Annotated in this window: 23 protein-coding genes and 5 tRNA genes; 23 read left to right on the forward strand and 5 right to left on the reverse strand. The window is 37.6% G+C overall.

What is annotated here, in order from left to right; all coding sequences use genetic code 11:
• Positions 1-3: 3 nt before the first annotated feature.
• The 23 genes from A3223_RS06805 (at position 4) to A3223_RS06915 (ending at position 25,597) form a co-directional block, all read left to right on the forward strand.
• Entirely contained in the window at positions 4-1,185 is a 1,182-nt protein-coding gene (locus tag A3223_RS06805) for a glutathionylspermidine synthase family protein (RefSeq protein WP_084109683.1), read from the forward strand.
• 2 nt (positions 1,186-1,187) lie between these two features.
• The gene (locus A3223_RS06810; protein WP_084109684.1) at positions 1,188-2,123 is read left to right on the forward strand and encodes a D-2-hydroxyacid dehydrogenase; all 936 of its coding nucleotides are present in this window, start codon (positions 1,188-1,190) and stop codon (positions 2,121-2,123) included.
• Positions 2,123-2,881: a hypothetical protein gene (locus A3223_RS06815; RefSeq protein ID WP_084109685.1), complete on the forward strand. Its 759-nt coding sequence runs from the start codon at positions 2,123-2,125 to the stop codon at positions 2,879-2,881. The genes A3223_RS06810 and A3223_RS06815 overlap by 1 nt, the downstream gene beginning before the upstream one ends.
• Before the next feature lie 16 nt (positions 2,882-2,897).
• The gene (locus A3223_RS06820) at positions 2,898-3,395 is read left to right on the forward strand and encodes a YajQ family cyclic di-GMP-binding protein (RefSeq protein WP_021089472.1); all 498 of its coding nucleotides are present in this window, start codon (positions 2,898-2,900) and stop codon (positions 3,393-3,395) included.
• Positions 3,396-3,653: 258 nt separating this feature from the next.
• On the forward strand, positions 3,654-4,445 hold the full coding sequence (locus A3223_RS06825) for a YegJ family protein (protein WP_084109686.1): 792 nt from the start codon (positions 3,654-3,656) through the stop codon (positions 4,443-4,445).
• Between the two features lie 23 nt (positions 4,446-4,468).
• Positions 4,469-6,502 (forward strand): hypothetical protein, encoded by a 2,034-nt coding sequence (locus tag A3223_RS06830; protein ID WP_084109687.1) that lies wholly within the window; start codon positions 4,469-4,471, stop codon positions 6,500-6,502.
• A 184-nt stretch (positions 6,503-6,686) separates the two neighbouring features.
• Positions 6,687-8,051 carry a coproporphyrinogen III oxidase family protein gene (locus tag A3223_RS06835; protein ID WP_084109688.1) on the forward strand — a complete coding sequence of 455 codons (1,365 nt, stop codon included), beginning with the start codon at positions 6,687-6,689 and terminating at the stop codon, positions 8,049-8,051.
• Positions 8,051-9,685 carry a multidrug ABC transporter permease/ATP-binding protein gene (locus A3223_RS06840; protein WP_084109689.1) on the forward strand — a complete coding sequence of 545 codons (1,635 nt, stop codon included), beginning with the start codon at positions 8,051-8,053 and terminating at the stop codon, positions 9,683-9,685. The genes A3223_RS06835 and A3223_RS06840 overlap by 1 nt, the downstream gene beginning before the upstream one ends.
• Before the next feature lie 105 nt (positions 9,686-9,790).
• Positions 9,791-10,180, forward strand: coding sequence for an NAD(P)H-quinone oxidoreductase subunit 3 (locus A3223_RS06845; protein ID WP_084109690.1), 390 nt, complete (start codon positions 9,791-9,793; stop codon positions 10,178-10,180).
• A complete protein-coding gene (locus tag A3223_RS06850; protein ID WP_012001120.1) occupies positions 10,162-10,674 on the forward strand; it encodes a NuoB/complex I 20 kDa subunit family protein in 513 nt (170 codons plus the stop codon). Before A3223_RS06845 ends, A3223_RS06850 begins: the two co-directional genes overlap by 19 nt.
• Positions 10,671-11,429, forward strand: coding sequence for an NADH-quinone oxidoreductase subunit C (locus A3223_RS06855; RefSeq protein ID WP_084109691.1), 759 nt, complete (start codon positions 10,671-10,673; stop codon positions 11,427-11,429). Before A3223_RS06850 ends, A3223_RS06855 begins: the two co-directional genes overlap by 4 nt.
• Positions 11,426-12,655 carry an NADH dehydrogenase (quinone) subunit D gene (nuoD, locus tag A3223_RS06860; protein WP_084109692.1) on the forward strand — a complete coding sequence of 410 codons (1,230 nt, stop codon included), beginning with the start codon at positions 11,426-11,428 and terminating at the stop codon, positions 12,653-12,655. Before A3223_RS06855 ends, nuoD begins: the two co-directional genes overlap by 4 nt.
• The gene (locus A3223_RS06865) at positions 12,652-12,882 is read left to right on the forward strand and encodes an NADH-ubiquinone oxidoreductase subunit E family protein (RefSeq protein WP_084109693.1); all 231 of its coding nucleotides are present in this window, start codon (positions 12,652-12,654) and stop codon (positions 12,880-12,882) included. Before nuoD ends, A3223_RS06865 begins: the two co-directional genes overlap by 4 nt.
• On the forward strand, positions 12,879-13,589 hold the full coding sequence (locus A3223_RS06870; protein ID WP_084109694.1) for an NADH dehydrogenase: 711 nt from the start codon (positions 12,879-12,881) through the stop codon (positions 13,587-13,589). The genes A3223_RS06865 and A3223_RS06870 overlap by 4 nt, the downstream gene beginning before the upstream one ends.
• Positions 13,586-15,886, forward strand: coding sequence for an NADH-quinone oxidoreductase subunit G (locus A3223_RS06875; RefSeq protein ID WP_084109695.1), 2,301 nt, complete (start codon positions 13,586-13,588; stop codon positions 15,884-15,886). The genes A3223_RS06870 and A3223_RS06875 overlap by 4 nt, the downstream gene beginning before the upstream one ends.
• Positions 15,879-16,874 carry an NADH-quinone oxidoreductase subunit NuoH gene (gene nuoH / locus A3223_RS06880; protein WP_084109696.1) on the forward strand — a complete coding sequence of 332 codons (996 nt, stop codon included), beginning with the start codon at positions 15,879-15,881 and terminating at the stop codon, positions 16,872-16,874. Before A3223_RS06875 ends, nuoH begins: the two co-directional genes overlap by 8 nt.
• Before the next feature lie 8 nt (positions 16,875-16,882).
• Complete coding sequence (gene nuoI, locus A3223_RS06885) at positions 16,883-17,500, forward strand: NADH-quinone oxidoreductase subunit NuoI (RefSeq protein WP_084109697.1); 618 nt, start codon at positions 16,883-16,885, stop codon at positions 17,498-17,500.
• A gap of 23 nt (positions 17,501-17,523) precedes the next feature.
• The gene (locus tag A3223_RS06890) at positions 17,524-18,060 is read left to right on the forward strand and encodes an NADH-quinone oxidoreductase subunit J (protein ID WP_084109698.1); all 537 of its coding nucleotides are present in this window, start codon (positions 17,524-17,526) and stop codon (positions 18,058-18,060) included.
• On the forward strand, positions 18,057-18,359 hold the full coding sequence (nuoK, locus tag A3223_RS06895) for an NADH-quinone oxidoreductase subunit NuoK (protein ID WP_084109699.1): 303 nt from the start codon (positions 18,057-18,059) through the stop codon (positions 18,357-18,359). Before A3223_RS06890 ends, nuoK begins: the two co-directional genes overlap by 4 nt.
• A gap of 3 nt (positions 18,360-18,362) precedes the next feature.
• Complete coding sequence (gene nuoL, locus A3223_RS06900) at positions 18,363-20,201, forward strand: NADH-quinone oxidoreductase subunit L (protein ID WP_084109700.1); 1,839 nt, start codon at positions 18,363-18,365, stop codon at positions 20,199-20,201.
• Positions 20,201-21,712 carry an NADH-quinone oxidoreductase subunit M gene (locus A3223_RS06905; protein ID WP_084109701.1) on the forward strand — a complete coding sequence of 504 codons (1,512 nt, stop codon included), beginning with the start codon at positions 20,201-20,203 and terminating at the stop codon, positions 21,710-21,712. The genes nuoL and A3223_RS06905 overlap by 1 nt, the downstream gene beginning before the upstream one ends.
• Positions 21,709-23,199 carry an NADH-quinone oxidoreductase subunit NuoN gene (gene nuoN, locus A3223_RS06910; protein WP_084109702.1) on the forward strand — a complete coding sequence of 497 codons (1,491 nt, stop codon included), beginning with the start codon at positions 21,709-21,711 and terminating at the stop codon, positions 23,197-23,199. The genes A3223_RS06905 and nuoN overlap by 4 nt, the downstream gene beginning before the upstream one ends.
• A 22-nt stretch (positions 23,200-23,221) precedes the next feature.
• Positions 23,222-25,597, forward strand: a complete 2,376-nt coding sequence (locus tag A3223_RS06915) for a tetratricopeptide repeat protein (protein WP_084109794.1) — start codon at positions 23,222-23,224, stop codon at positions 25,595-25,597.
• 590 nt (positions 25,598-26,187) lie between these two features.
• Here the strand turns inward: A3223_RS06915 and A3223_RS06920 are convergent.
• The 5 genes from A3223_RS06920 to A3223_RS06940 all read right to left on the reverse strand — a co-directional run bounded on the left by A3223_RS06920 (position 26,188) and on the right by A3223_RS06940 (position 26,723).
• Positions 26,188-26,262 (reverse strand) — tRNA-Glu (locus A3223_RS06920).
• 8 nt (positions 26,263-26,270) lie between these two features.
• Positions 26,271-26,346, reverse strand: a tRNA-Lys gene (locus A3223_RS06925).
• A gap of 121 nt (positions 26,347-26,467) precedes the next feature.
• Positions 26,468-26,544: transfer RNA gene (locus tag A3223_RS06930), tRNA-Asp, on the reverse strand.
• An 8-nt stretch (positions 26,545-26,552) separates the two neighbouring features.
• A tRNA-Val gene (locus A3223_RS06935) sits at positions 26,553-26,628 on the reverse strand.
• Between the two features lie 19 nt (positions 26,629-26,647).
• Positions 26,648-26,723, reverse strand: a tRNA-Glu gene (locus tag A3223_RS06940).
• Between the last annotated feature and the right edge of the window lie 13 nt (positions 26,724-26,736).

The raw sequence follows: 26,736 nt of genomic DNA on the forward strand, positions 1-26,736 counted from the left end.
AAAATGATAAATTTAAGAAAAATCACTCCGTTAAATAACGATTTTATGGAGAAAATCGGCTTTGCGTGGCATACAGATAACGACAACAGCTCATATATCGCAGATGAGATCATACAGGTAAAAGCAAGTGAAGCGGATGCTTACTACGAAGCAGCAAACGAGCTATATGATATGTACGTAAATGCTGCTCAGTACGTCATTGACAACAACCTTTTTCACGAGATAGGCATACCGTTTAATCTCGTTGATAGCATCAAAAAAAGCTGGGAAAATGACGTTCACTGGCACCTTTATGGCAGATTTGATCTTGCTGGTGGGCTTGATGGCAAGCCGATAAAACTGATCGAATTTAACGCCGACACGCCAACGGCAGTTTTTGAGACAGCGATCATCCAGTGGGCGATGCTAAAACTAAATCATATGGACGAAGCAGAGCAATTTAATAACCTTTACGAAGCTCTAAAGCAAAATTTTAAACGCCTTATCACGCTTGGCGACGATAATGTAAATTTCGAGGATGTTTACGAGGGCTGGGGGATACTCTTTAGCTCTATCGCTGGTAGTATCGAGGACGAGCAAACCGTGAAATTGCTGCAATACATCGCAAAAGAGGCCGGCTTTAAAACCGACTTTGCTTACGTTGATGAGGTCGTTTTTAACGATGACGAGGGCATTTTTAAAAATGATGAAAATTTCGAATACTGGTTTAAACTCGTACCTTGGGAGAGCATAGCGATCGATGAAGGCGAGCTAGCACTTATACTTTCAAATATCATCAAAAACCAAAAAGCTATCATCATAAATCCAGCCTACACGCTGCTTTTCCAAAGTAAAGGGATCTTAAAAATCCTTTGGGATCTATATCCTAATCACCCGCTCTTGCTTGAGACCTCAAATGAGCCACTAAAAGGCAAAAAATATGTGAAAAAGCCGGTATTTGGCAGAGAAGGTGCAAACGTCTCGATATACGATGAAAACGGCGCACAAATAGCAAGCAATGACGGCGAATACGACTCAAACAAAGCCATCTATCAAGAATTTTACGAGTTTAATCAAGACGAAAGAGGCGAGAGCTACCAAGCAGGGGTATTTTACGCTTATGAGGCGTGCGCACTTGGATATAGAAAGGGCGGCAAAATTTTAGATAACTACTCTAAATTTGTAGGACATTTCATTAAGGACTAAAGATGAAGATCGTTTGTTTAGACGCGGCAACGCTTGGAGAAAACGTAGATCTTAGTGTTTTTAAGAAATTTGGCGAGTTTATTAGCTATCAAAAAACTAAAAGCGAAGAGATCATGCCACGTCTAAAGGGCGTTGATGTCGTTATCACAAACAAGGTCATCATCGACAAAGCCGTGATGGAGGCGACAAATTTAAAGCTTATCTGCATAAGTGCAACTGGGATGAATAATGTCGATCTAGGGCATGCAAAAGCCAAAAATATAGCTGTTAAAAACGTCGCTGGCTACTCAACCGCAAGCGTCGTGCAGCACACATTTGCGATGCTTTTTGAGCTAACAAATCACATCAAATTTTATGATCACTACGTAAAAAGTGGCGAGTGGGTGAAGAGTGAAATTTTTACCTATCTTGGCGCAGATATCAGCGAGATCGCTGACAAAGAATTTGGCATCATCGGGCTTGGCGAGATAGGACGCAGCGTGGCGTCAGTGGCGCGTGCATTTGGCGCAAACGTGAGCTATTACTCGACAAGCGGAGCAAATAAAAATAGCGAATTTAAGCAAAAAAGCTTAGACGAGCTACTAAGAAGTAGCGACATCATCAGCATCCATGCACCACTAAATGAAAAAACTAGAAATTTGCTGGGTGCAAATGAGATAAATTTGCTAAAAAATGAGGCAATAGTACTAAATTTAGGACGTGGTGGCATAGTGGACGAAGCGGCGATGGCAAGGGCGATAGACGAGAGAAATTTACGCTTTGGTACGGACGTTTTGGAGAGCGAGCCAATGAGCAAAAATAGCCCATTTTTAAATGTAAAAAAGAAGTCAAATCTACTCATCACGCCACACGTGGCATGGGGTAGCTTGGAGGCTAGAAAGACGCTCATCGCAAAGATTGTCACAAACATCGAAAATTTCATCAATGAGAGCAAGTAATGGGCTATGATATAAGCTATCACGCCATTAGCGAAGATGAAATTTCAAAGTGGTATTTTGAGGCACTTGAGCTTGCAAGGGCTGGTAAATTTGACGAGGTTTTAGCGCTTGCTAGTAAGGCTGGCGTAGAGGAATTTTACGCGCAAAAGTACAAAGATACGCTAAGTGCTGCGTTGCAGTATAAAGACGATGAAATTTTTAACAAAACTCACGGCTTTTGTATCGCCGTCACACAAGGATTTTTTAGAAAGTATTTTTACACTCGAGGCACAGCGCTAAGCTCTTTGGCCCAGCAAAATGAGAAATTTAAAAACTACATTAGCAACTGGCGAAAAATTTTACCAAGTGAGTTTTTGGATAGATTTAGTGGCGAAATTTACAATGAGATCACCGAAAACTACTGTTGTGGCGCTTATGTGAGTGCTAAAAACGTAGCTAAACTAAAGGCTGACTATGAAGCAGGTGGCGAGATAAAAGAGGCAATTGATGGTTTTTACGCGCAAAATTTACCTGCATTTTTAGATGCTCTAAACTACGCATACGAGCTAAAAATAGGCCTGCTTGAGGCCACCGAGGTCGTGGAGCCAAATCCACTTGATCTAAACAAATCAAGCTCATATTCAAACCTCTTTAACTGCGATCCAAAGGGTGCTATCATCTACGCACAGACCGCTGTGCAACAGATTGGCGAGGCTATAAATCAAGAAGAGACTGGCAAAAAGTCGCTTTTTGAGAAGATCAAAGGGCTATTTAAATAAATTTGAAAGGATAAAAATGGCAACTGAGCATAGTTTTGATATAAGTGCCGAGGTCGATATGATGGAGGTTAAAAATGCTCTTGAGACGGCAAAAAAAGAGATTGCGGCTAGGTATGATTTTAAAGGGCTTGCAGCTGAAGTCGAGCTAAATGAAAAAGAGAAATTTATCACGCTTCTTAGCTCAAGTGATAATAAGATCGACGCACTAAAGGACATCGTGATCTCAAAGCTCATCAAGCGCAACATCCCACCAGTTGCGATCACGGAGACAAAAAGGGAGCCAGCGAGTGGTGGAAATTTAAAAGCGACGCTAAAGCTAAACGATACGCTTGACGGTGAAAACTCAAAAAAGATCACCAAAGCGATCAAAGACTCAAAGATCAAGGTGAGCGCGCAGATCAGGGGTGAAGAGATCAGAGTGACAAGTAAAAGCATAGATGACTTGCAGGAGTGTATAAAGCTGGTTAGGGGGTTAAATTTAGAACTTCCAATAAGCTTTAAAAATCTAAAATAATGACCTCTCGTGAGTGCCTTTAAATGAGCTAGAAAAATTTTCACTCCACAGGCTGTATGCCTAGCGCACGCTTATTTTTTCGTCGTAACATTTAAATCCATCTCACGACATTTTTGTTTAAATTTGAAGTTGGTAGGCTAAATTTTGAAATCATTACGTAATTTTTGGATTTAAAATTTGTCGGATTTATGAGTGAAATTTACCTTATCATTTTGCATTCAAATTTGATCTATCTAAAATAAAAAATAAGGACAAAAAATGAGCTTTTTTAAGAAAATTCTCGGTAAACAAATCGATCTTGGTAAGCAAATGCCAATCTATTTTGTAAGTAGCGACGAAGACTATATGCAGCGTGCGTTTGAGCAGGCCAGAGAGAGCTTTAGATATTTTTGGCGTGAGGTTTACTGGGAGCGCCACAGGATCGTACCTATGCTTGATTATGCGATGGTAAAAATTTGCTTCTTAGATGTCGTAAATGGCGAAGAAGTCGGCGAGCACATGTGGATAGACGATGTGGAATTTGACGGCGAAACGATATATGGTACGCTTATAAATGAGCCAGATAGCGTACAAAACGTGAAATTAGGCGATCAAATAAGCGCAAAGATAGACGAGATGAGCGACTGGCTCTTTGCGATAGATGGACGCGCATACGGCGGATTTAGCGTGCAGGCGATGCGCTCACGCATGCAAAAGAAAGAGCTAAAAGAGCACGATAAAGAGTGGGGGCTTGATTTTGGTGATTTTAACGATATTTTGGTAGTTTACGAGCAAAAAGAGCACCCTGAAAATTTGATAGAGCATCCAATGAGCAAAAATACATATGACCAAGTAAAACAATATATAAAAGAGCACCCAAATATGGTCACGGATGCTGATGAGTTTGGCTATACGCAGCTTCACAATGAGGCGATCGCAGGAAATTTAAATCTTGTAAATCTCTTGCTAGAAAACGGTGCTGACAAAAATGCCCGCACAAAAAGTGGCAAAACGGCAGCTGAATTTGCTGAGAATTTGGGCTGGAGTGAAATCACAAAGGTGCTTGCATAGTTAAATTTTTCGAGGAGACAAATTTGAATTACCAAGATATTTTAAATGAAAAAGATGAAAATATTGTCAGAATTGATGGATTTATAGAATTTTTAAAAGATACATTTTGTGACCTTGACCAATATAATAATGAATATGGTCAGCTAAGCGCTCTTCTAGAGAAAGAAAAAAGACTATATTTTGAATTAAACAAAGGAGATTTTAATAAAATATTAAAAGAAGTAAAAAGCGTAAGACAACAGATAATTTTTAAAATTTTAGTGATTAAAAATAAAATATTAAATGCTTTTAAAGAGGACAAATTTGATGATAAAATTTTAAAAACAAAAATAAGCCAAAAGTATCTAGATAAAATACTAGATAGTAAAATAGATGTAATAAAAAAAGAACTGGTTGGCAGTGAGTATTTTGCTTATTATTTGTCTGATCTGCAATATAAAAAAGCAGATGAGATAGCCAGAATTAAAGGTTTTGCTAACTTTTTAGAAAAAACTTTTTCAAATTGTGAATGCAAAGACTCAAGACAATCAAAAATATTGAATTTACTGATCAAAGAAAAGAAAAATCGTATTGAAGATATAGATATAAACAATATAAAAGATGATATAAAAAAAGAGGTTATGGAATTAAAAAAGGAAATTTCAGCTTCTTTGAGTAAGGAAAGTATTGAAGATAAATTTAAAAAAGCAAAGATAAGTGATGAGTATATTAGTAATAAAAAAGAAGAATTGTTTAACAAAGAGTCATTTAATATAAAAAAAGAATTACTCTACAATAAGTACTTTGAATATTATTTAGCAAATTTTTATGAACAAAAAAGTATTAAAGATTATTTAAACAGCATTTTAAAATTTCATCCGCTGATACTATCTGGCATTAGCTTGGTTAGCGTGATTTGCTATTTTGCATATTTTGGTATTTTTATCGGTTACTTTCCAGTTTTAAGTGGTTCTGATATTTTTTATATTGGCGCATTATTACTTTTTATTGTAGCTGTTTTTGCTAGTTTTGTTATATTGCCCGTTGCATTATATCCGTTGCATTATGAGAAATACTTATTGAACAATGAGACTAAAAAGTTATATTTTTCTTGGCTTACTTTTATTCTTACTATTCCAGTAGCTTTTTTTGTATTACTTGTTCTATATTATATTCTTTTAAATTGTATTACATGGATTAATATTGCTGATGTAAATACTGCTATTTGCATAGCTTTTATTTTTTATTTAATATTATTTTGTTGTTCGTATTATGTTATACACTACTTAGCTTGTCCTAAAATGAGTAATGAAAGACTTTTTGTATTTTTTATATCATTTTTTGTAGCTGTTATAATGTTAGTATTTGCTACTTTTTTCTCTCAAGATAATTATGTACGTTATATATCTTTATCCCTTTTTCTTTTATTTTTTTATTTGATGCTGGTTATCGGTTTGTTATTGCTTACAAAAGACATATACAAAGAAAATAATGAAACATTGGTACAAATTTTAATTGTTATAGTTTCTTTATTTTCTCTTATTTATTGCCCACAGTACGCAGCTCAATTATTTGATATAGGTAACGTAGAATATAAGTCTTTATCTATTGAAAAAAGTGCATTAGGTACTTTACCGAAAAAAGTTTGTGATATTAGTGAAATAACTCTTTTTGAAAGCAAAGAAGCTTCCTCATACATTGACAATAATTTAAGTATTGAAATTAAAGAAAGTAATGGGAGTATTTCAAAAAATATTTTAGTTTTTAGCGATTGTTTAAAATTTACCGATAAAAAAGGTAAAGAATTAAATTTAAAAAAAGCAAAAAAAATCAATTTTCAAAACAAAATTTTAAGCTATAGTGTAGATAGCAATAACACAGTGCTAAAAGAAGAAAATGCAAGCGTTAAGCTATTTAAAAGGGAATGTGTGACTTATTTTGAAAAAAATGATGAAGTTATAAAACTTCACAACATCAAAGCTCTTTCAACTTTAGGTAAATTCTATTATTTAGAGACAAAAGATGGAGTAAAATTTGAGCTAGACTCAAGCAAAATTATCTCAAGAGCCAAAGAGTAATTTCCTTAATCTTTGGGGCTAAAATTTGATCGATACGTGAAATTTGCGGATTCAAAAAATTAAAATCTATAGGCCAAATTTATCTGGCCAAGCTAAAAATTTCTTTAGCACAAGGCTAAATTTATTAAAAGTTAGCTATCCTAACACATCAATTTAAAACCAAACTTATTTAAGGCGATTAGTTATGATCTTTAAAAATATTGTTGAGAATTTTGCCGTGAATTACGCTCATAATTCTATTCAAAGATCACTATATAATGAATTTAATATAGACATTTTAACCACAACCTACACCAAAACTCCCAAAAAAGACAAAAAGTATATGCTCTATGCACATGTACCATTTTGTCACACATTTTGCCCGTATTGCTCGTTTCATAAGTACCACTATGAGCAAGAGCTTGCAAAAATTTACTTTGAAAATTTACGTGAGGAGATGAGGCAGGTTAAAGAGGCTGGATTTGACTTTGATTCACTTTATGTTGGCGGTGGCACGACGCTTATAAATGAGCCTGAGCTTGAGAAAACGCTTAAGCTTGCAAAAGAGCTTTTTAGTATAGAAGAAATTTCAGCAGAAAGCGATCCAAATCACATCTCACCCGAGAGTTTATCTAGATTTGATGGGTTAATTGATCGCTTAAGCGTTGGCGTACAAAGCTTTGATGATGAAACATTAAAAAGAGTTGGCAGATACGAAAAATTCGGCTCAGCCAAGGAGATAAAAAGAAAGCTTGAGCTTGCTCTTGGTAAGATCCCAGTCATTAGCCTGGATCTCATCTTTAACCTGCCAAATCAAACAAAAGAGCAGCTTATAAACGACATAAATACTGCAAAATCGATCTCTCCGCAGCAGATCACCTTCTATCCACTTATGAAATCAGAGCTAACAAGAGAGAATATAGCTCGCTCGCTTGGCGTTTCAAACGTAGATAACGAGCGTGAATTTTACGAGATCATCGTGAGTGAATTTGCTAAGGGCGGATACAAGCAGAGCAATGCTTGGGCGTTTTCAAACGAAAAAAGTGCTGACCTTCGCGACGAATATGTTGGCTCAAATTTAGAGTACGTGGGCGTGGGTAGCGGCGCATTTAGCTTCCTTGACGGCGAGCTTGTTATAAACGCCTTTAACCTACTTGACTACGGCAGAAAGATCAAGGATAGGCAAAGCCCAGTCATCGCAAAATGTGGTTTTAGCAAGAAAGAGCGACTTAAATACACGTTTTTAACAAGGCTTTTTGATGGCGGAGTTGATATTAAAAGATATAACGATGAAAATAGCACAAACATTAACAAAGCCTTATTTATGGAGCTTAGCTTACTTAAGCTTGTAAATGCAGTATATGAAGAAAATGGCATTATTAAGCCGACATTTTTTGGCAAATATATCTGCATCGTGCTTATGCGTGATTTTTACGCTGGCATGGACAAAGTGCGTGCGATATTTAAAGATGATGCTAAGATAAAACGAAGCAAAGTGCTTCGTATAATGAGCGAAAATACTGAACAAAAGTATGAGCCAAATATCATTCAGCCACGAGCTGCGATGTAATGCTTGCAAATTTAATTAAAAAAAACATCTATCAAATTTCTAAAATAGTGTTATTAACACTCGTATTTAGCGGACTTGGTGTCTGGACCCTTTCATTTATAAATAATGAGCTTGTAAGTTTAAAAGAATTTGACCCGATTCTTGCAATTAAATTTATAGCAGTCTTACTTTTATTTTTTATAAGCGCCATCGCCGCAAATATATCGCTTACAAATTTTGGGCATAAATTTATCTACGAGCTAAGATATCAAAGTGTAAAGCAAATTTTAGATACGCCAAATAGCGTGATAAACGAGATCGGCAAGGCAAAGATTATAGCTAGCCTAAACAACGACATAAAAACGATCACATTTGCCTTTATGAGCGCTACTGGCTTCATACAAAGCTTAGTTTTTATCGTCTGTGCTAGCATCTACCTTTGTGTAATCGCTCCAAAAATTTTTATCTTTTTATCCGTTTGGATCGGTGCGACTCTTTTTATAAATACGCTTTTTATGAAAAAAATTCATCTTTATTTTAAGCATTCTAGAGTTCAAGATGACGCATTGCAAAAGCACTACGACGATATCGTAGAGGGGCATAGAGAGCTTAGTTTAAATAGAGCAAGGGCAAGTGTCTGCTTTGATGAGTTAAATTTTACAGGCGATAAAAAACGCCAAAATATGGTAAAGGCCGATATCTATCACGCATTAAGTGATAATTTTACAAACATTATGCTGCTTGGCTCAGTTGGACTTTGTGTATTTTTGTGCGTGGCATTTGACTGGGCGAGCCTGCAAACAGCACTTAGCATAAGTCTTACGATACTATTTTTAAGAGGCTCATTTATGAGCATGGTTGGCTCCATACCAGCTGCACTTAGCGCAAAAGTAAGTTTAGAAAAGATCATGAGTTTAAATTTAAATAAATTTAAGGAAAGCTTTAAATTTGACGATAGCCTAAGCGATAATTGGCAAAACATAAAACTAAAAGATATAAATTTCAACTACACTCACGGCAAATTTAGCCTAAAAGGCGTAAATTTAGAGATCAAACGCGGCGAGATAACGTTTATCATCGGTAAAAATGGCAGTGGCAAAAGCACGCTTATAAATTTACTTTGTGGCCTTATGCGCCCAAGTAGTGGCGAAATTTACCTTGATAGCACAAAGATAGATGAAGGAAATTTACAAAGCTATCAGGCAAAGATTAGCGCTATTTTTGCTGATTTTTATCTATTTTCACAAACGCTCTCTCATAATGGCTTTGCTAGCCAAAACGAAATAAACGAGCTTTTAGCCTTGCTTGAGATCGACAAAAAAGTAAGTGTCATAGATAATAAGCTTAGTACCACGCAACTCTCAACCGGTCAGCGAAAGCGTCTAAGCCTACTAATAGCTATTTTAGAGCACCGCTCTATCCTTATCCTAGATGAATGGGCAGCCGATCAAGATCCGCTCTTTAAGCGAAAATTTTACAAAGAAATTTTGCCATTTTTACAAAGTAAGGGCATCAGCATAATCGCTGTTAGTCACGATGATAGCTATTTTGATGTAGCAACTAGGATCATCTTAGTAAAAGATGGCTTTGTGCGTGAGCTAGACGAGAGCGAGCGAATAAGCGCTGCAAAAGACGCAGTTGAGAAGATAAAATAGGAGTAATTTTTACACAAAAACACAATACTCACCCTACTCTTAAGTCATTTCAAGCTCAAATAAATTTAAATTTAGTAGAATCTTAAAAATTAAAAAAGGCAAAGTATGTCACATTCAGAGCTTGAAAGCACCTATTTTGGTGCATTTATCATACTTTTACTAGCGACTTGTTCATTTTGTTTAATAACATTCTTATCTTCAAAAATAAGCAAAAAACTAGCCAACCGCAATACCCAGCGTCTAAAACTTGGCTTTTACGAGTGTGGTCCAACCACAGTAAAACAACCAAACAAGATAAATATCCACTATTTTTTTTATGGAATTTTATTTATTTTGTTTGATGTTGAGGTCATCTTTATGTATCCATGGGCAGTGGATTTTAGGCTACTTGGAGTATTTGGATTTATCGAGATGCTGCTTTTTGTGGCGATTTTATTAATTGGCTTTGCTTACGCTTGGCAAAAAGGAGTCTTTAAATGGCAAAGCATCAGATAAATTACGCTGCAAATGGTGGCTTGCCAGTCGTTTTAACAACCGTTGATAAGCTAGTTCAATGGGGCAGGAGCAACTCACTTTGGGCACTTAGCTACGGGCTTGCTTGCTGTGCGATAGAGATGATGGCAAGTGGCGCTAGTAGGTATGACTTTGATAGGTTTGGTACCATTTTTAGGGCTAGCCCAAGACACTCAGAGGTGATGATCATAGCTGGCACGCTAACCAAAAAGCACGCTGAGTTTACAAGGCGCCTTTATGATCAGATGCCTGAGCCAAAATGGGTCATCTCAATGGGTAGCTGTGCAAATACTGGTGGTATGTTTAACACCTATTCAACCGTTCAAGGTGTAGACCGCATAATACCAGTTGATATCTACATCCCAGGCTGCGCCCCGCGTCCAGAAACGCTTCAATACGCACTTATGATGCTTCAAAAAAAGATAAGAAAGCAAAGTGCATTTAGGGCGCAAAAGCCAAGAAAGCTCGAGATATGAGAGATTATAAGCCAAAGAATGATCTGCAAAAAAAGCAGTATTACAAAGAGAAATTTTACATAGAAAAGCAGGCTTCAAAAAATGAAGTAAAAGGTTCTAAATTTAATGAGGAGCTAGCTATCTTAGGACAAAGCGGAGTAGAAATTTTATCTAGCTACGTGGAGTTTGATCAGCTTGTAATTTATGTAAATTCTAGTGAAAATTTTAAAGCGCTTGAGACACTAAAAAACTTTGGCTACGAGCAGCTTTGCGAGCTTGCTGCGGTCGATTTCATAAGTCAAAAAAGCGGGTATGAAGTTTTTTATCAATTGCTTAGTATCAGTAAAAATAGACGCGCACGCGTAAAATGCTTTGTTAAAAAAGACGAAATGCTAAAAAGCGTTTGCGAGCTTTATAAAAGCGCAAACTGGGCTGAGCGCGAGATGTATGATCTAAGTGGAGTTCTCATTAAAGATCATCCAAATTTAAAGCGCCTCATCATGCCTGATGACTGGCACTCACACCCACTACTAAAGAGCTATCCGCTAGTGGGCGACGAGGCTGCCAAATGGTACGAGGTGGATAAAATTTTTGGAAGTGAGTTTAGAGAGCAAATCGGCGAAGAGAACCGCGATCCAGCTTATATTGAAGAGAAAGATACCTTTGGATTTTCAAGGGTGTTTAGCGAAGAGTACGAGTATCAAGAAGATGGCGGCGTAAAATTTGTCAAAAAGGCTAAATTTAACGAGAGCCAAATAGTAAAGGAAAGACCTTGAGCCAGTCACCAAACCGCTTAAAACCATTTTTTGAAAATTTAGAATTTGAGCAAAATGACGGCAAGATGATACTAAATTTTGGCCCACAGCACCCAAGCGCACATGGTCAGTTAAAGCTTGTGCTTGAGCTTGATGGCGAAAAGGTCGTGCGCGCTATGCCAGAGGTTGGCTTCATGCACCGAGGCGTTGAAAAGATGGCTGAAAATATGACCTATCAGGAATTTATCCCAGTGACTGATAGGGTTGATTACATCGCCTCAAGTGCGAATAACTACGCGTTTTGTGCGGCTGTAGAGAAGCTTTGCGGTATCGAAGTGCCTCGCCGTGCGCAGATCATTAGAGTGATGCTTTTGGAGCTAAACCGCATTAGTTCGCACCTTTTATTTTTAGCTACGCACGCCCTTGACGTGGGGGCTATGAGCGTCTTTTTATATGCATTTAGAGAGCGCGAATATGTCCTTGATCTCATAGAAAAATACTGCGGCGCAAGGCTAACTCATAGCTCCATAAGGATCGGTGGCGTGCCGCTTGACCTGCCAGATGGCTGGTGCGAGGAGCTGCTTAAATTTTGTGAAAAATTTCCAAGCGATATCACACTTTATGAAGATCTGCTAAGTGAAAATAGAATTTGGCAAGCAAGGCTTGTAGATGTGGGCATAATTAGCAAAGAGCTAGCCCTTAGTAGCGGCTGCTCTGGCGTCATGCTAAGAGCAAGCGGTGTGGCGCGTGATATAAGAAAAGAAGAGCCATATCTCATCTACGACGAGCTAGAATTTGACGTGCCTTACGCCACCAAGGGCGACTGCTACGCAAGATACCTGCTTTATATGAAAGAGATGCGCGAGTGCGTGAAAATTTTAAAGCAGTGCGTTAGCAAGTATCAGACAAGTAGTCCCGCTATCATCGCCGACGCACCAGAGTATGTGAGCGCCTCAAAAGAGCAGATAATGAGCCAAAACTACTCACTTATGCAGCATTTTGTGCTGATAACTCAGGGGCTAAAGCCACCAAAGGGCGAAATTTACTTTGCTAGCGAGTCGCCAAAGGGCGAGCTTGGAATTTATATAAACTCAGACGGCAGCGCAAGCCCGTATCGCCTAAAAATTCGCACGCCAAGCTTTTGGCACTGCGCTATTTATGAAGATATGCTAGTTGGGCAGTACGTGGCAGATGTGGCTGCGATAATTGGCAGCACAAATATCATCTTAGGCGAGGTCGATAGATGATAAGGGTCGATCTTAGGCATCTAAAGGGCGAGTTTTTGAGCACTCTTGGGCAGCAGATAAAGGCGAGCGAGCCAGGCGAAGTGGTGATATTTTTGTTTGAGATAGGGGATTACAGCGGTGTCACAAAGGCCGTAAATTTGGCTTATAACCTAAACTGCGAGGTGATGAACTCGCTTAAATTTAACCAAGTTGATTGGGCATTAACGATAAAAAAGGGCAAGATATGAAATTTAATGATCTAGTAGCAGGCAAAAGCTTAAGCATCGCAAATTTACTAAGCTTGAGCGATAAAAATTTAGCAAAAAAGATAAAAGAGCATGAGTTTAAATACATCTCTTGCATCGAAGATAGCGAGCTTGGCGGCGAAAATTTAATCCGCTGCGAAATAGGCTCAATAAGCTACGTCTTAGCTCTTCTTTGCAAATACGCAAATTTATCTTGCGATGAGTTTTTTAGCGAGCTTGATGATGGGCTGATAAGTGGCGAGTGCAATGTTGGTGAAGAGGAATTTGAAGAGCTAGGCGAGTGGATAAAGGACGTTAAAAACATCGTTATTGATGATTCATTTTTTACTCATCCAGATAAAGATGCGATCTTTTGGCTACTTGAAATTTTAGGCAAAAATGTCGTTTTGGCTGGTGGTTGCAGGAAAGAATTTAATGATTATCACAAAATAGACGAGCTAAAAGAGCTTGAAAATTTTGACGGAGCGGTCGTTTATCTAAATAAAAACGCAAGCGATGAGATCGTGGGCGGCGTGCAATTTGGTATCGTAGCAAAGGCAAAAGATGGCGATATGCTAGAGCTTAAAGCAAAAGATTTTAGCGTGACGGCAAAATTTAAACTAGACCATTCGCTAAAAGGCACAGTTGCGATTTTTGGCGTAAAAAATTTTGATGGATACGCATTTAAACAAGTAGTAGTTAGTAAATGAAAATAAGCATAAATGATCAAATTTTAGAAGCAGATGAGGGAGAGAGCATCCTAAATATCGCAAGAGCAAATGGAATTTATATCCCAGCTCTTTGCTATCTTAGCGGCTGCTCACCAACTCTTGCTTGTAGGCTTTGCATGGTCGAGGCAAACGGCAAAGTAGTTTATAGCTGCAACGCCAAAGCAAAAGAGGATATGCAAATTTATACAAACACACCAGAAATCGCTGCCGAGCGAAATGCGATCATGCAGACTTACTGCGTAAATCATCCGATTCAATGTGGCGTTTGTGACAAAAGTGGCGAATGTGAACTACAAAATTTAACCACGCATCTAAAAGTAAATGAACAAAAATTTGCCATCGCTGATACGCACAAACCGCATAAAAAATGGGGGCTAATCAACTACGATCCAGCTCTTTGCATAGTCTGCGAAAGATGTGTCACTGTTTGTAAAGATAGAATCGGAGAGAGTGCGCTAAAGACCGTACCAAGGGGCGTTGAGGTGCCAAAAGAGCTAAAAGAGAGTATGCCAAAAGATGCCTACGCAGTTTTTAGTAAGATGCAAAAAAGCTTAATAGGTCCAAGCGTGGGCGAGAGTCTTGATTGCTCATTTTGTGGCGAGTGTATCAGCGTTTGCCCTACTGGAGCGCTTATTAGTTCGCATTTTCAATATAGCACAAATATCTGGGAGCTAAACCCTATCCCAGCAGCAAATCCACATCAAAGCGACTGCGAGCTAATTTACTATGACGTAAAAGAAAAGAGCACTAGCGATAGAAGTAAGCAAATTTACCGCGTCAGCAATGATTTTACATTTGGCGAGATAAGTGGAGCAGCTAGGTTTGGTTATGACTTTCACAACGAGCTTGCCTGTAAGAATGAAGAGAAATTTGAAGAGATTGTTTTAAATATTAAAAATGGTGCGATCAAAAATATAAAATTTAATAGCTTTATCACGAACGAAGAGGGCCTTATTTTAGAGCGTTTAAGAGAGAAATTTGATCTAAATTTAATAAATAATGAGGCGCTAAATTATCAAAAATTTTTAAATAAATTTAGCGAATTTAGTGGGCTTAGCTCATATAACGCAGACTATGAAGATATTAAAAATAGCGATTTTATCATCACTGCTGGCAGTTTCTTAAGGCATGAGAGTCCAGTGACAAGCTTTAAGTTAAATAACGCTTTAAAAATGAATAAAGCAGCTGGAATTTACTTTCATCACATAGCCGATGAAATCGTTAAAAAATATTCTAAAAATTTTATCTATGTAGCGCATGAAGCTGGAAAATTAGAGCAAATTGTACTTTTTATACTTAAAAACTGGGGTAAAAATTTACCTAGCGCACTTACATCAAAACTTGAAAATTTTGATGAAAATTTTGGCTTAGATATACCGGCTTTAAGTGATGGCAAAAGCAAATTTACGCTCATTTTAGGAAGCGATTTTTACACAGATGAAAATGCGAATTTACTAGCCGCACTTACTGGAGTGATCGCAAGAGCTACGCCGTTTCGTGTGATGCTAATACCACCACGCACAAACTCAATTGGCGTTGCTAAAATTTGCACTCTTGCAAGCGAGAAAAAGCCTGGCAAGACGCTTGGCTATAACGAAAATGGCGATTATAAATTTAGCATCTTTGAAGGCGATATCGATGCTAGCGCACTAAATCAGCAAGAAGGCACATTTACAAGCATAAATAACGCCTTAGTGCCAACAAATGTGGCGATACCGCACAAAGGTTATTTTCTAAACGATATTGCAAATGCACTTGGACTAATGGCTAAAAATACGATTGATTACACGCCAAATTTACCAAAAGAAAAGGGTTACAAAGGCATTAATTTTGATGATTTAGAAAATTTTTACGCAAACGACGGAACAAGTCACAGAGGCTACAAGCTTGAAATTTCAAATTTTACACCAAATGATGATATAGAGCCACTTTTAAAAGATAGCAAGAGTATAAATTTAAAAGATGACGAAGCACTTATAAGTCTTGCAAATCCTATAAATTTGCCATCATTTTTTGCAAACTATGCCACTCAAACAGCTAAAAGAGCGAAGCTTTATGCAAGTAGCGAATTTATGGCTAAATTTGAAATTTCACAAAATGAAGCGATTATTTTAGAAAAAGATGGGCATAAGCTTGCCATTTGCGTGGAGCTTGATAGCGAGCTTGGCGGAGTCGCTGCGTATTTAGGTGATTATGACGACAAACTTGATGTGGGCGTTATATTTAATGGCAAAAGCTACGCCGCAGTTAAAATCATAAAGGCAAAAGATGAGTGAAACACTATTTTTTGTGCTAAGCACTATCGTTAAAGCTGTGGTCATCTTAGCCGTCATGGCAAGCCTTGCAGGGCTTGCAACTTATGCTGAGAGAAAGGTATTAGCCTACATGCAGCGCCGCGTGGGACCTGATATGGTAGGGCCAGCTGGGATTTTACAAATAGTAGCTGACATGATAAAACTCTTTACAAAAGAGGACATCGTGCCAGCAAATACGAATAAATTTATCTTTTTAATAGCTCCACTAATATCAGCTATTGCCGCATTTGCAGCGCTTGCACCTGTGCCATTTTTGCCTGAGTTTGAAATTTTTGGACATACGATTAGACCGATACTTGCGGATATAAATGTTGGTATTTTATACATCGCTGGTGTTGCTTCGGTTTGCGTCTTCTCTCCACTTGCAGCAGGTCTTGCAAGCTATAATAAATTTGCACTAATTAGCGCGGCTCGCGCAGTAGTCTCACTTCTTAGTTTCGAAATAGTCGCTGGCATGGCTCTTTTAAGCGTCGTAATGGTAACTAGCTCACTCTCACTTGTGGATATAAACAACTATCAAAAAGGAATTTTTGGCTGGCTTATATTCAAGCAGCCCCTTGCATTTTTACTCTTTTTAATAGCAAGCTTTGTGGAGTGCAATAGAACACCATTTTGCTTAACAGAAAACGAAACAGAGATAGTGGCAGGTTATGGCACCGAGTATAGCGGCATGAGATGGGCGATGTTTTTCATCGGCGAATACACAAATATGATCGCTGCTAGCATCATCATTACGATTTTATTTTTAGGTGGATTTAACGAATTTTTATTTATCCCAGGTGCTTTGATGATCATCTTAAAATCAAGCATTGTCTTTTTCTTTTTTCTTTGGGTAAGGGCTTCATGGGCACATTTAAGAGTTGATCAGTTAAGTGCATTTTGCTGGAAAATTTTGCTTCCGCTTGGAATTTTAAATATCGTAATCACTGGCTTTATGCTACTAATCTAAGGCGAAGAATGAGTGAGAAAAAATATATTTTAATAGATGAAAAGTTAAAGCCAAAGAGCACGTTTAATAAATTTAAGCACTTCATCGCTATCACATTTAAGCCTGATCTTTTGATCGGACTAAAAGTCACGATAAAGCAGATGCTCTTTAGCAAGTCACATACTTTAAAATACCCTATGCAAAAGATGGAGCTAAACGCTAGATATAGGGGTATTCACAAGCTTTTAAAATTTGTTGAAAGTGAAAATGAACGTTGCATTGGGTGTGGGTTATGTGAGAAAATTTGCGTTAGTAACTGCATTTCGATGAAAACTTCACTTGGTGAAGATGGCCGCAAAAAGGTTGCAAGCTACTCGATAAATTTAAGCAGATGCGTGTATTGTGGATTTTGTGCTGATGTTTGTCCTGAGCTTGCGATAGTCTGCGGGCAAGAGTACGAAGTCGCAAGTGAGAGCAGGATTATATTTGGCACAAAAGATGAGTTTTTGACAAAGGATAAATTTTTAAAAGATCAAAGCGAGTTTGAAGGATACGGAGCACTTCCTAAAAATGCTGATAGCTTAATTAAAAAGACGCCAAATGCATTTATAAGCGAAAATAAAAATGAGACAAAAAGTGATGAGTAGTATAAATTTTAAAAGGGCAAAAGATGTATGAGAGTTTTGCATTTTATCTTTTTAGTGCCTTGGTTTTAGTTAGTTTTTCTTTTAGCGTGCTTTGCAAAAACGCCCTAAATGCGGTCTCTGCGCTAGCTGCTGGCATGGTTTTTATATCAGCTATATTTTTCTTGCTTGGGGCTGAGTTTTTAGGCGTGGTGCAAATCGTCGTCTATACAGGCGCGGTGGTCGTTTTATACGCATTTGCGATGATGTTTTTTGATAGCAGTAAAGAGTGTGAGCCAAAAAGTAACAAAAAAACAAAGATCACCATCTATCTTTTAAGTAGCTTTATAGCGCTTCTTTTAATATTTATATTTTTAGCTCCTATTTATGGTGCAAAATTTGATGGATTAAGTCCTATTGCTAGCGAGCTTGGCAATATCGAGGCTATTGGGATTTTGCTTTTTAGCAAGTATTTGATCGCTTTTGAGATGTGTGCTGTAATGCTTCTTGTGGCAATGGTTGCTGGCATTATCTTGATACATAAAGACCTAAATACTCAAAATACGCTAGAGGAGATGCTATGATAGGACTTACTCACTACCTCATCCTTGCAAGTCTGCTCTTTGTCATAGGGCTAATTGGCATAATGCGAAGAAGAAATTTGATCATGCTATTTTTCTCAAGTGAAATTTTACTAAACTCGGCAAATATCGCACTTGCTGCCATTTCAAAATACCACTTTGATCTAACTGGACAAATAGTTGCATTTTTTATAGTGGCTATCGCTGCTAGCGAAGTCGCCGTGGGGCTTGGCTTACTGGTGCTTTGGTATAAAAAGACTGGCAGCATTAGCCTAGATTCGATGACAAATATGAAAGGCTAAGAGATGACTTTATTTTGCATTTCACTATTTTTCCCGCTTCTTAGCTTTATCTTTTCTGGACTTTTTTCACATAGTAGTAAAAATTTTTTACTTGGTATCTTTTGCTCACTTCTCATGATTATTAGCACAACCGCCTCACTCATGCTAACAGCTAGCCTTGGCATAGATGAACCGCTAAATTTATCACTAAAAGAATTTATAAATTTTGGCGGTCTAGATTTAAATTTTGGCTTCTATCTTGACGCCATTAGCCTTGTTATGCTTAGCACCGTTGGTATCGTGGCAAGTATCGTGCATATCTACTCGGTTGGCTACATGAGAGATGATGCAAGCTTTAACCGCTTTTTTAGTTATCTTGGGCTCTTTGTCTTTTGTATGAACGTCCTTGTATCAAGCGATAACTTTATAGGCCTTTTCATCGGCTGGGAGGGCGTTGGGCTTTGCTCTTGGCTGCTCATTGGCTTTTGGTATAAAAGGCCTAGTGCAAACGTCGCTGCAAACGAGGCCTTTATAATGAATAGGGTTGCTGATCTTGCTATGCTTGTTGGTATCTTTTATATATTTTATAGCTTTGGCTCGCTTAAATTTAGCGAGGTTTTTAACGCTAGAAGCGACTTTTCTGGGCTAAATTTAGGCATCATCGCCACACTTCTTTTTATAGGCGCCATGGGCAAAAGTGCGCAGTTTCCGTTTCACACTTGGCTTGCAAATGCCATGGAGGGGCCAACTCCGGTCTCTGCACTCATTCATGCTGCGACCATGGTAACAGCTGGCGTTTATCTAGTCATACGAGCAAATTTTATCTTTACAAACGCACCTGAAGTCTCGCACTTTATCGCTTACCTTGGCACATTTGTAGCGATATTTGCGGCTAGCATCGCGCTTGTGCATAATGACCTTAAAAAAATCATCGCCTACTCGACACTTTCGCAGCTTGGCTATATGTTCGTAGCTGCTGCACTTGGCGCTTATAAGATCGCACTTTTTCACCTTGTCACGCACGCATTTTTTAAATCGTTGCTCTTTTTGTGCGCTGGCAATGTTATGCACGCGATGCATGATGAGCTAAATATCAAAAAAATGGGCGGACTTTATAAATTTATGAAGCCAACTGCGCTCCTTTCTATCATCGCAAGCTGCGCGCTGGCAGGATTTTATCCATTTGCTGGCTTTTTCTCTAAAGATAAAATTTTAGAGGTTGCCTTTAGTGAAAATAAATTTTTATGGATCATTTTACTCTTTGGTGCAGTGCTTACGGCATTTTATAGCTTTAGGCTTGTTATGCTCGTCTTTTTTACAAAGCCAAAGAGCGAGAAACACGTGCATGAAGCTAAAAACTATATGCTAGCTGGCATGGGCGTACTTGGAATTCTCTCAGTCATAAGTGGCTTTTTTTGGAGCAACTTTAATGAGTTTTTAGAAAAAAACTTAAAAGATTTTTCACTAAATTTATCTCACGGTAGCGAAATTTTTTTACTTATTTTAACACTTAGTCTAGTGCTAGCAAGCGCTGGCTTTGCAGTATTTGCCTATAAAAAAGAAATTTTTAAAGAGAATATTTGTGAGAGCAGAGCTTATAAAATTTTACAAAATGCCTACTTTATCCCAAAATTTTATGAGAAATTTTTCATAAATGGCTATACGTTAATTTCACAAATTTGTAAAAAGATTGATGAGATGATAATCGATCGTAGTGTCGATCTAGTCGCAACGGTGCTAAATAAATTTGCATTTTTAACAAACAAAATGCAAAGTGGCGACTTAAGCATCATGCTTAGATTTATGGTCGCAGGATTTGCCTTGCTTTTAAGCTTTATATTTTTATTAAATGGAGCCAAATAATGCTAAGTGTCATCATATTTTTCCCTGCAATAAGCGCAATACTTGGCTTTTTAATAGAAAATAAAAGCATAAAATTTTATGGAGCAAGCATCGCGCTGATCGAGCTTTTGCTAGCCATTTTTATCTGCATCAATGTCGATTTTCAGGGTTATGACTTTGTTTTAACGCATCAAGTCTCGCTCATACCAAGCCTAAATATCAGCTATTTTGTCGGCATCGACACCATTTCGCTAGCACTTATCGTACTTAGTGCATTTATGAGCTTCATCTCTATCGCCGCACTTAGCGATGATGGAAATTTAAAGCACCTAATTATTAGCGCGCTCTTTTTAGAGAGCACGATGATGGGCGTCTTTAGCGCGCTTGATATGATCTTGTTTTATAGCTTTTGGGAGCTTAGCCTCATACCGCTACTTTATATCATCGGCGCATTTGGTAGTAAAAATAGAATTTACGCTGCGATTAAATTTTTCATCTATACATTTTTAGGCTCTGTCTTTATGCTAGTAGCGATCATCTTTATCGGCTATCTGTGCTATCAAAAAAGCGGCGTCTTTAGCTTTAGCCTGCTTGACTGGTACAAGCTTGGCATCGGACAAAGTGCTCAAATTTGGCTATTTTTAGCTTTTTTCTTCGCTTTTGGCGTCAAAACTCCGCTATTTCCGTTTCACACGTGGCTACCTTATGCACACGGAGAGGCTCCGACTATCGGCTCAGTGCTGCTTGCTAGCGTGCTTTTAAAGATGGGTACTTACGGCTTTGTGAGATTTTCACTTCCACTTTTTCCAGATGCGAGCCTAATTTTAAGCGGCTTTGTCTGCGTCATAGCTATCATCATGATCATCTACGCAGCCCTTGTTGCCTACGCACAAAGCGACATGAAGCAAGTGATCGCTTATAGCTCCATTTCACACATGGGCGTCATCATGCTTGGCATCTTTTCACTAAATTTAATAGGCCTTGGTGGCTCAATATTTTTGATGATAAGCCACGGCATCGTAAGTGGCGCGCTATTTTTGTTAGTTGGCGTCATCTACGAGAGGGCTCACACAAAAGAAATTTGCGAATTTGGCGGCCTTGCTAAGGTTATGCCAAAATACGCGCTTGTATTTTTTATAGCAACGCTTGCAAGTATCGGCCTGCCACTAACCATTGGCTTTGTTGGTGAGTTTTTGAGCCTACTTGGCGTCTTTAAGCTAAACAAGCTCTTTGCGCTACTTGGAGGCTTTAGTATCATCGTGGGCGCTGTTTATATGCTGGTGCTTTATAAAAGGGTCTTTTTTGGCGAGTGCAAGGAGAAAAATTTAAGTCTAAAAGATCTAAATTTTAAAGAGTTAGTCGCTCTTGTGCCACTTTGCTTGTTCATAATCATTCTTGGTATCGCACCAAATTTAATCCTAAAACCACTTGAGCCAAGCGTGCAAAATATCATAAATAAAATGCAAACTAGAGCGGTAGATAGCAGTACAAAAGATAAGATTTTATCTTTAAATGGCGGGAGCAAACTATGAACGAAATAGCCTTTTTAGACCTAAAAGAAATTTCTTTATCTTCGGTTGCTCCAATGCTTAGTATGATAATCTTTGCGCTTTTTATCTTAATCGTTGGCACCATAAAAAAAGATCTTTCAAGAAATTTCTACTGCGTATTTTGTATCATCGCAATATTTGTAAATTTGGGCCTAATACTTGATTTTAACGGTCTTAGCCTTAGCTTTTGGAATATGCTTTTAGTTGATGGCGTTTCGGTCATTTCTCAAGTCATCATCCTCATCGCTTCAGCCCTTTTTATCCCGCTTGCACTTAGCACAAAAGAGTATTTTGAGTATAAAATTTACGAGTATTACGCTTTATTTTTGTTTATGATAGCTGGATTTTTATTTATGGTGAGCTCAAATAACCTACTCATCATCTTTTTAGGCCTTGAGATCAGCTCACTTTGCCTCTATACGCTAATCGCCCTTCACAACAAGGCAAAAAGCGTAGAAGCTGCCATTAAATACTTTGCTATGGGCTCGCTCTCGGCTGGCTTTTTTGCAATGGCAATAGCGATGTTTTATCTAGCGACAAACTCAATAGACATCGCTCATATCGGCATTGTGATAAAAGATCTTAGCCTAAATCAAAATTTGATCATTTTGCTTGGCTGCGTTTTCATCGCCTCAGCTATTGGTTTTAAGCTCTCACTCATACCTTTTCACACATGGATACCAGACGTTTATGAAGGCTCAAATGCCCCGCTAGCAGGCTATATGTCGATCGTACCAAAGGTGGCAGCTTTTATCGTTGCGTTAAGAATTTTTGCGATGCTTGAAGGCTCACAAATTTTGTGGATAAAAGATATGCTCTACATCATCGCCGTGCTTACGATGAGCCTTGCAAATATCATGGCGCTAGTGCAAAAAGACGTAAAAAGGATGCTTGCTTTTAGCTCCATAGCTCACGCTGGTGTCGTACTCTGTGCACTTGTGGCAAATTCTCACGAGGCAAATGTCGCCTTGTTTTTTTACTGGATCATGTTTTTGTTTGCAAATTTGGGCGCATTTTCTATGCTCTGGGTGGCAAGGTGCGACGATGTAGTCTGCTGGGACAAGCGCTTTAAGCATCCATTTGAGAAATTTTCAGGGCTTATAAAAATTTTACCAAGCTACGCAGTTATAATGGGAATTTTCATGATCGCCCTTGCTGGCATACCGCCTTTTAGCGTCTTTTGGGGCAAAATGATACTTATTTCATCGCTCATAAAATCTGATTACGTCGTTCTTAGCGTTATAATTATGATAAATTCTGCCATTGCGATTTATTACTATTTAAAGCTAATCGTCTTTATGTTTTTAAAAGAGCCGATCGTAAAAGATAAAAATCTCTACACTGCAAATATCTCGATGGCGCTAAAAGTAATTGTTGGCATTGCGGTAGCTGGAACGGCCTTTTCGTTTTTATTTTCTGGAGCAATTTTGGAATTTATTGAGCATTTTGTCTTTGCTTCAGGATTTTAGAAAATTTAACTATAATTGCGGCATGAAAAAGCTCTTAATTATTTTATTTTTTCCGCTTTATCTAACCGCTTTTAATCTTAGCCTAAATAGCGGCGCAAATGGTGATAAACCTTATAGCGTCCTTCAGCTAAGCGATGAGCAAGAATTTGAATGCGTGGAGCAAATTTTAGCTTACGACACCAAACGCTATGTCTGCATGCTTGATGATGAAATTTTGCCAAAAATTGAAGATACGACACTACCATTAATGGATATAAAATACAAAAAGCAAGATGGCAAGCTTTTTATCGTCATAATGCCAAAAGCACCGTCAAAACTGCTAAATATAAAAACTGAGCTTTATAATAGCCAAAACGTACAAGATAGCCCAGAAACAACCATTTCAAAACACTTTAGCATAATCATAGATACTTCGCTCAGTGAAAATAGCAAGAGAAAGTCTGGGCTAAATTTTAAACCTGATTTTAAAGATATGCTAAATCCTAGTATCGGAGCGCTTGATCTTAACAAAGCCCCTATTGCTGGACTTGATAGTAATGACATTGATATATACATAAGCATAAAAAGAGCTTATGAAAAGGGCGCTTATGAAAATGTAGTAAAAGATACTCAAACAGCGATAAAAAGGCATCCAAATAGCCTTTTTTCAAGTGAATTTTTACTATTTCGTCTAAGGGCTCTTGATAAAATTTTTGAGATAAAAAATGAGTTTGAAGAGATCGAGCCAAAAGATATCGTAAGCGAAGGTAGGGCTTGGATTAGAAAATTCCCATCTGATGAAAACTATCCAGAGGTGCTCTACCTAATCGCTAGAGCCTACCTAAAAGATAGCATTGCAAGTGATGCAAAATATATGCTTGATATCTTAAACGAAGAGCATGCAAACTCAAAATTTACAAAACTTGCAGCGCTTGATTATGCTGATTATCTCTATAAAATAGGCAGACAAAAGGAGGCGCTAAAAGACTATGAAAAAGTGCTTTACTCCACAAACGACATCGACCTTGCAAGTAGAGCAGCACTAAGCCTAGCTGATGCAAATATTGATAAAGAAAAATTTGATGAAGCAAAGAAATTTATACTAAAAATCGCAAATGCGAATGAAAAATTTTTTATGAATAATCCAACGAAGTCGATGAATCTTGCAACTACATTTGCAAGTAAAGATATGCCTGATGTGGCTGCTAAAATTTATGAAATCTTGATAAATAATAGCGATAGGACGAAAGATTTTTATGAAGTTGCTTTAAAAAATTTAGCACTAAATCTAGCCAAAACAAAAGATGAGAAAAAAGCATACGAATACTTAAATAGATATGAGGCAGAGTTTAAATATGGTGATTATATTGATGAGGTGACTAAAGCAAAAGATGGGTTATTCTTTGAAGAAGAGGATAAAAATGCAACTGCACTTCATGCAAGATATAAAGAGCTAATTGAAAAATATGCTGGGACAAATATTAGCCAAAAGGCTCTAATAAGCGAGCTTGAGCTAGATATTAAAGAGCGCAAATTCTCCGATGCACTATCTTACAAAACCATGGCAAAAGATGGAAATTTAAGTAAGGCAATGGAGCTGATAAATGAGGCTGCGCTAGAGCTTACAAAAGAGTATTTTATAAAAGATGATTGCACGGCTGTTATAAATTTACTTGAAAACTACGATATAAATAAAATCTCATTACCACAATTTAAGCTCTTTAATTGCTATTACAGAACGGCCCGCTACAACGATGCACTTGAGCTGGCAAAAGCTCATGCAAAAGATGAAAATTTAGAAGATAGGGTCGAGTGGCTGGTAAATTTGAGCAAAATTTTATATAAAAATAAAGACTACGAGCATGCAATCATTGCTGCAAATGATGCGCTTTCACTTGGCTCATCAGTTGAATACTCAGATCCAACACCATCTCTTTTTGACAGGTTTTACTCATTGCTCGCGTTAAAACGCTTTATGGAGGCGATCTCAACCATTAGCGCTATTGAGCAGCTAAGAGGCCAAGACTTTAAGATTATCGAAGCATATACAGCCATAAGTGACTATGCGATGAAAAGTAATGACTACGCCATAGCTACAACGTATGCTAAAAAAGCTCTTGAGCTACAAACAAAAGCCAAAATAAATACATTTTCGCCAAAGATAAATTTTAACTACTCAGAAGCATTATTAAAGACAGATAACCTAGGTGAGGCACTTGATGAGGCGAAATTTATACTAAACATGAAGCTTGAACCAGAAGATCGCTTACACGCTTTAAATTTGATAAGTGAAATTTATATAAGACAAAAGCAGTTTAAGTTGGCTAGGCCTTATTTAAACGAGTGCTCTGACTCAAATTTTGTAAGCCCGTATAAAGATGCTTGCAAAGCTAAGCTTGATATGATAGGTAAAAACTAAATACAAAAAGATAGCTTGTTTGCTAGTTTTATATTTGAGCTTAAATTTTAGCCTTTATTTTGCTATTTAAGGTTGAGCTTTCTTTATAATTGCGTCTTTAATATTTTTACATTGCCACCAAATGCTCTTTATATTATAAAAGGAGCTATATTTTATCGTAAGCCTTAATATGGTTTTATCATGGTCTCTGGTATGGTCTTTGAATTTTAAGCATCTTTTTATAAATCAAGAGGAATTAACCATTTTATTAAATCAGCAATACTAAATGTAGGCCGTTTTACGATTTATAAGCTTAAAAATTAAAAATGCTTATAAGTTTTTTGTCCAATAGATCAAAGCAAAAAACTTGTAACGCTATGTAATCACGTTTCTATGATGTACTTTTATTATATTTATAAAGATTTTTTAGCTTACTACAAGCTAACTTCTAGAATTTATCGCTTAATACACACTCATTAAGCACAATATTATAAAAATTGATTTTTACGTTTTTAGTAGCAATTTGCCAAGCAAATAAGTACACATTCTTAAAAATTTTTCTAGAAAAACATTTTATGTTATACATTGAAAAGCAACAAGGATTAGAGAAATGGTGACCCATACGAGACTCGAACTCGTGTTACCAACGTGAGAGGCTGGTGTCCTAACCGCTAGACGAATGGGCCAAAATGGATGGTGCCCCGTGTAGGCCTCGAACCTACGACCCCATCATTAAGAGTGATATGCTCTACCAACTGAGCTAACGAGGCAAGATTAAATAGCAATAATAAATCTTAAAGTGTTATCTTAGAACTTATAATCTTAAAATTTAATTTGACACTCAATAATGGGTGCTTTATGAGACACGACCTTAACCTAAGGTTTAATAGATGGCGCAGCGGACGGGGCTCGAACCCGCGACCTCCGCCGTGACAGGGCGGCATTCTAACCAACTGAACTACCACTGCACCTAAAATGGTGGTCGCTATAAGACTCGAACTTATGACATCCACCTTGTAAGGGTGGCGCTCTACCAACTGAGCTAAGCGACCTAAAAATTTAAAAAATATCTGGCGACCCTTAGAGGATTTGAACCTCTGTTTCTACACAGAGAAAGTAGAGTCCTGAGCCACTAGACGAAAGGGTCATAAACCCAAAAA

The organism is Campylobacter concisus (assembly GCF_002092855.1).
Lineage (GTDB): Bacteria > Campylobacterota > Campylobacteria > Campylobacterales > Campylobacteraceae > Campylobacter_A > Campylobacter_A concisus_AI.

What these genes read in the sequence shown, in the direction of transcription:
- A3223_RS06825 (WP_084109686.1), top strand. Translation starts at nt 3,654, where the DNA reads ATGAGCTTTTTTAAGAAAATTCTCGGTAAACAAATCGATCTTGGTAAG.
- A3223_RS06915 (WP_084109794.1), top strand. Translation starts at nt 23,222, where the DNA reads ATGAAAAAGCTCTTAATTATTTTATTTTTTCCGCTTTATCTAACCGCT.
- A3223_RS06835 (WP_084109688.1), top strand. Translation starts at nt 6,687, where the DNA reads ATGATCTTTAAAAATATTGTTGAGAATTTTGCCGTGAATTACGCTCAT.
- A3223_RS06870 (WP_084109694.1), top strand. Translation starts at nt 12,879, where the DNA reads ATGAAATTTAATGATCTAGTAGCAGGCAAAAGCTTAAGCATCGCAAAT.
- A3223_RS06865 (WP_084109693.1), top strand. Translation starts at nt 12,652, where the DNA reads ATGATAAGGGTCGATCTTAGGCATCTAAAGGGCGAGTTTTTGAGCACT.
- A3223_RS06905 (WP_084109701.1), top strand. Translation starts at nt 20,201, where the DNA reads ATGCTAAGTGTCATCATATTTTTCCCTGCAATAAGCGCAATACTTGGC.
- A3223_RS06845 (WP_084109690.1), top strand. Translation starts at nt 9,791, where the DNA reads ATGTCACATTCAGAGCTTGAAAGCACCTATTTTGGTGCATTTATCATA.
- A3223_RS06805 (WP_084109683.1), top strand. Translation starts at nt 4, where the DNA reads ATGATAAATTTAAGAAAAATCACTCCGTTAAATAACGATTTTATGGAG.
- nuoI (WP_084109697.1), top strand. Translation starts at nt 16,883, where the DNA reads ATGAGTGAGAAAAAATATATTTTAATAGATGAAAAGTTAAAGCCAAAG.
- A3223_RS06850 (WP_012001120.1), top strand. Translation starts at nt 10,162, where the DNA reads ATGGCAAAGCATCAGATAAATTACGCTGCAAATGGTGGCTTGCCAGTC.
- A3223_RS06890 (WP_084109698.1), top strand. Translation starts at nt 17,524, where the DNA reads ATGTATGAGAGTTTTGCATTTTATCTTTTTAGTGCCTTGGTTTTAGTT.
- A3223_RS06855 (WP_084109691.1), top strand. Translation starts at nt 10,671, where the DNA reads ATGAGAGATTATAAGCCAAAGAATGATCTGCAAAAAAAGCAGTATTAC.
- A3223_RS06810 (WP_084109684.1), top strand. Translation starts at nt 1,188, where the DNA reads ATGAAGATCGTTTGTTTAGACGCGGCAACGCTTGGAGAAAACGTAGAT.
- A3223_RS06840 (WP_084109689.1), top strand. Translation starts at nt 8,051, where the DNA reads ATGCTTGCAAATTTAATTAAAAAAAACATCTATCAAATTTCTAAAATA.
- nuoK (WP_084109699.1), top strand. Translation starts at nt 18,057, where the DNA reads ATGATAGGACTTACTCACTACCTCATCCTTGCAAGTCTGCTCTTTGTC.
- nuoH (WP_084109696.1), top strand. Translation starts at nt 15,879, where the DNA reads ATGAGTGAAACACTATTTTTTGTGCTAAGCACTATCGTTAAAGCTGTG.
- nuoN (WP_084109702.1), top strand. Translation starts at nt 21,709, where the DNA reads ATGAACGAAATAGCCTTTTTAGACCTAAAAGAAATTTCTTTATCTTCG.
- A3223_RS06875 (WP_084109695.1), top strand. Translation starts at nt 13,586, where the DNA reads ATGAAAATAAGCATAAATGATCAAATTTTAGAAGCAGATGAGGGAGAG.
- A3223_RS06820 (WP_021089472.1), top strand. Translation starts at nt 2,898, where the DNA reads ATGGCAACTGAGCATAGTTTTGATATAAGTGCCGAGGTCGATATGATG.
- nuoL (WP_084109700.1), top strand. Translation starts at nt 18,363, where the DNA reads ATGACTTTATTTTGCATTTCACTATTTTTCCCGCTTCTTAGCTTTATC.
- A3223_RS06815 (WP_084109685.1), top strand. Translation starts at nt 2,123, where the DNA reads ATGGGCTATGATATAAGCTATCACGCCATTAGCGAAGATGAAATTTCA.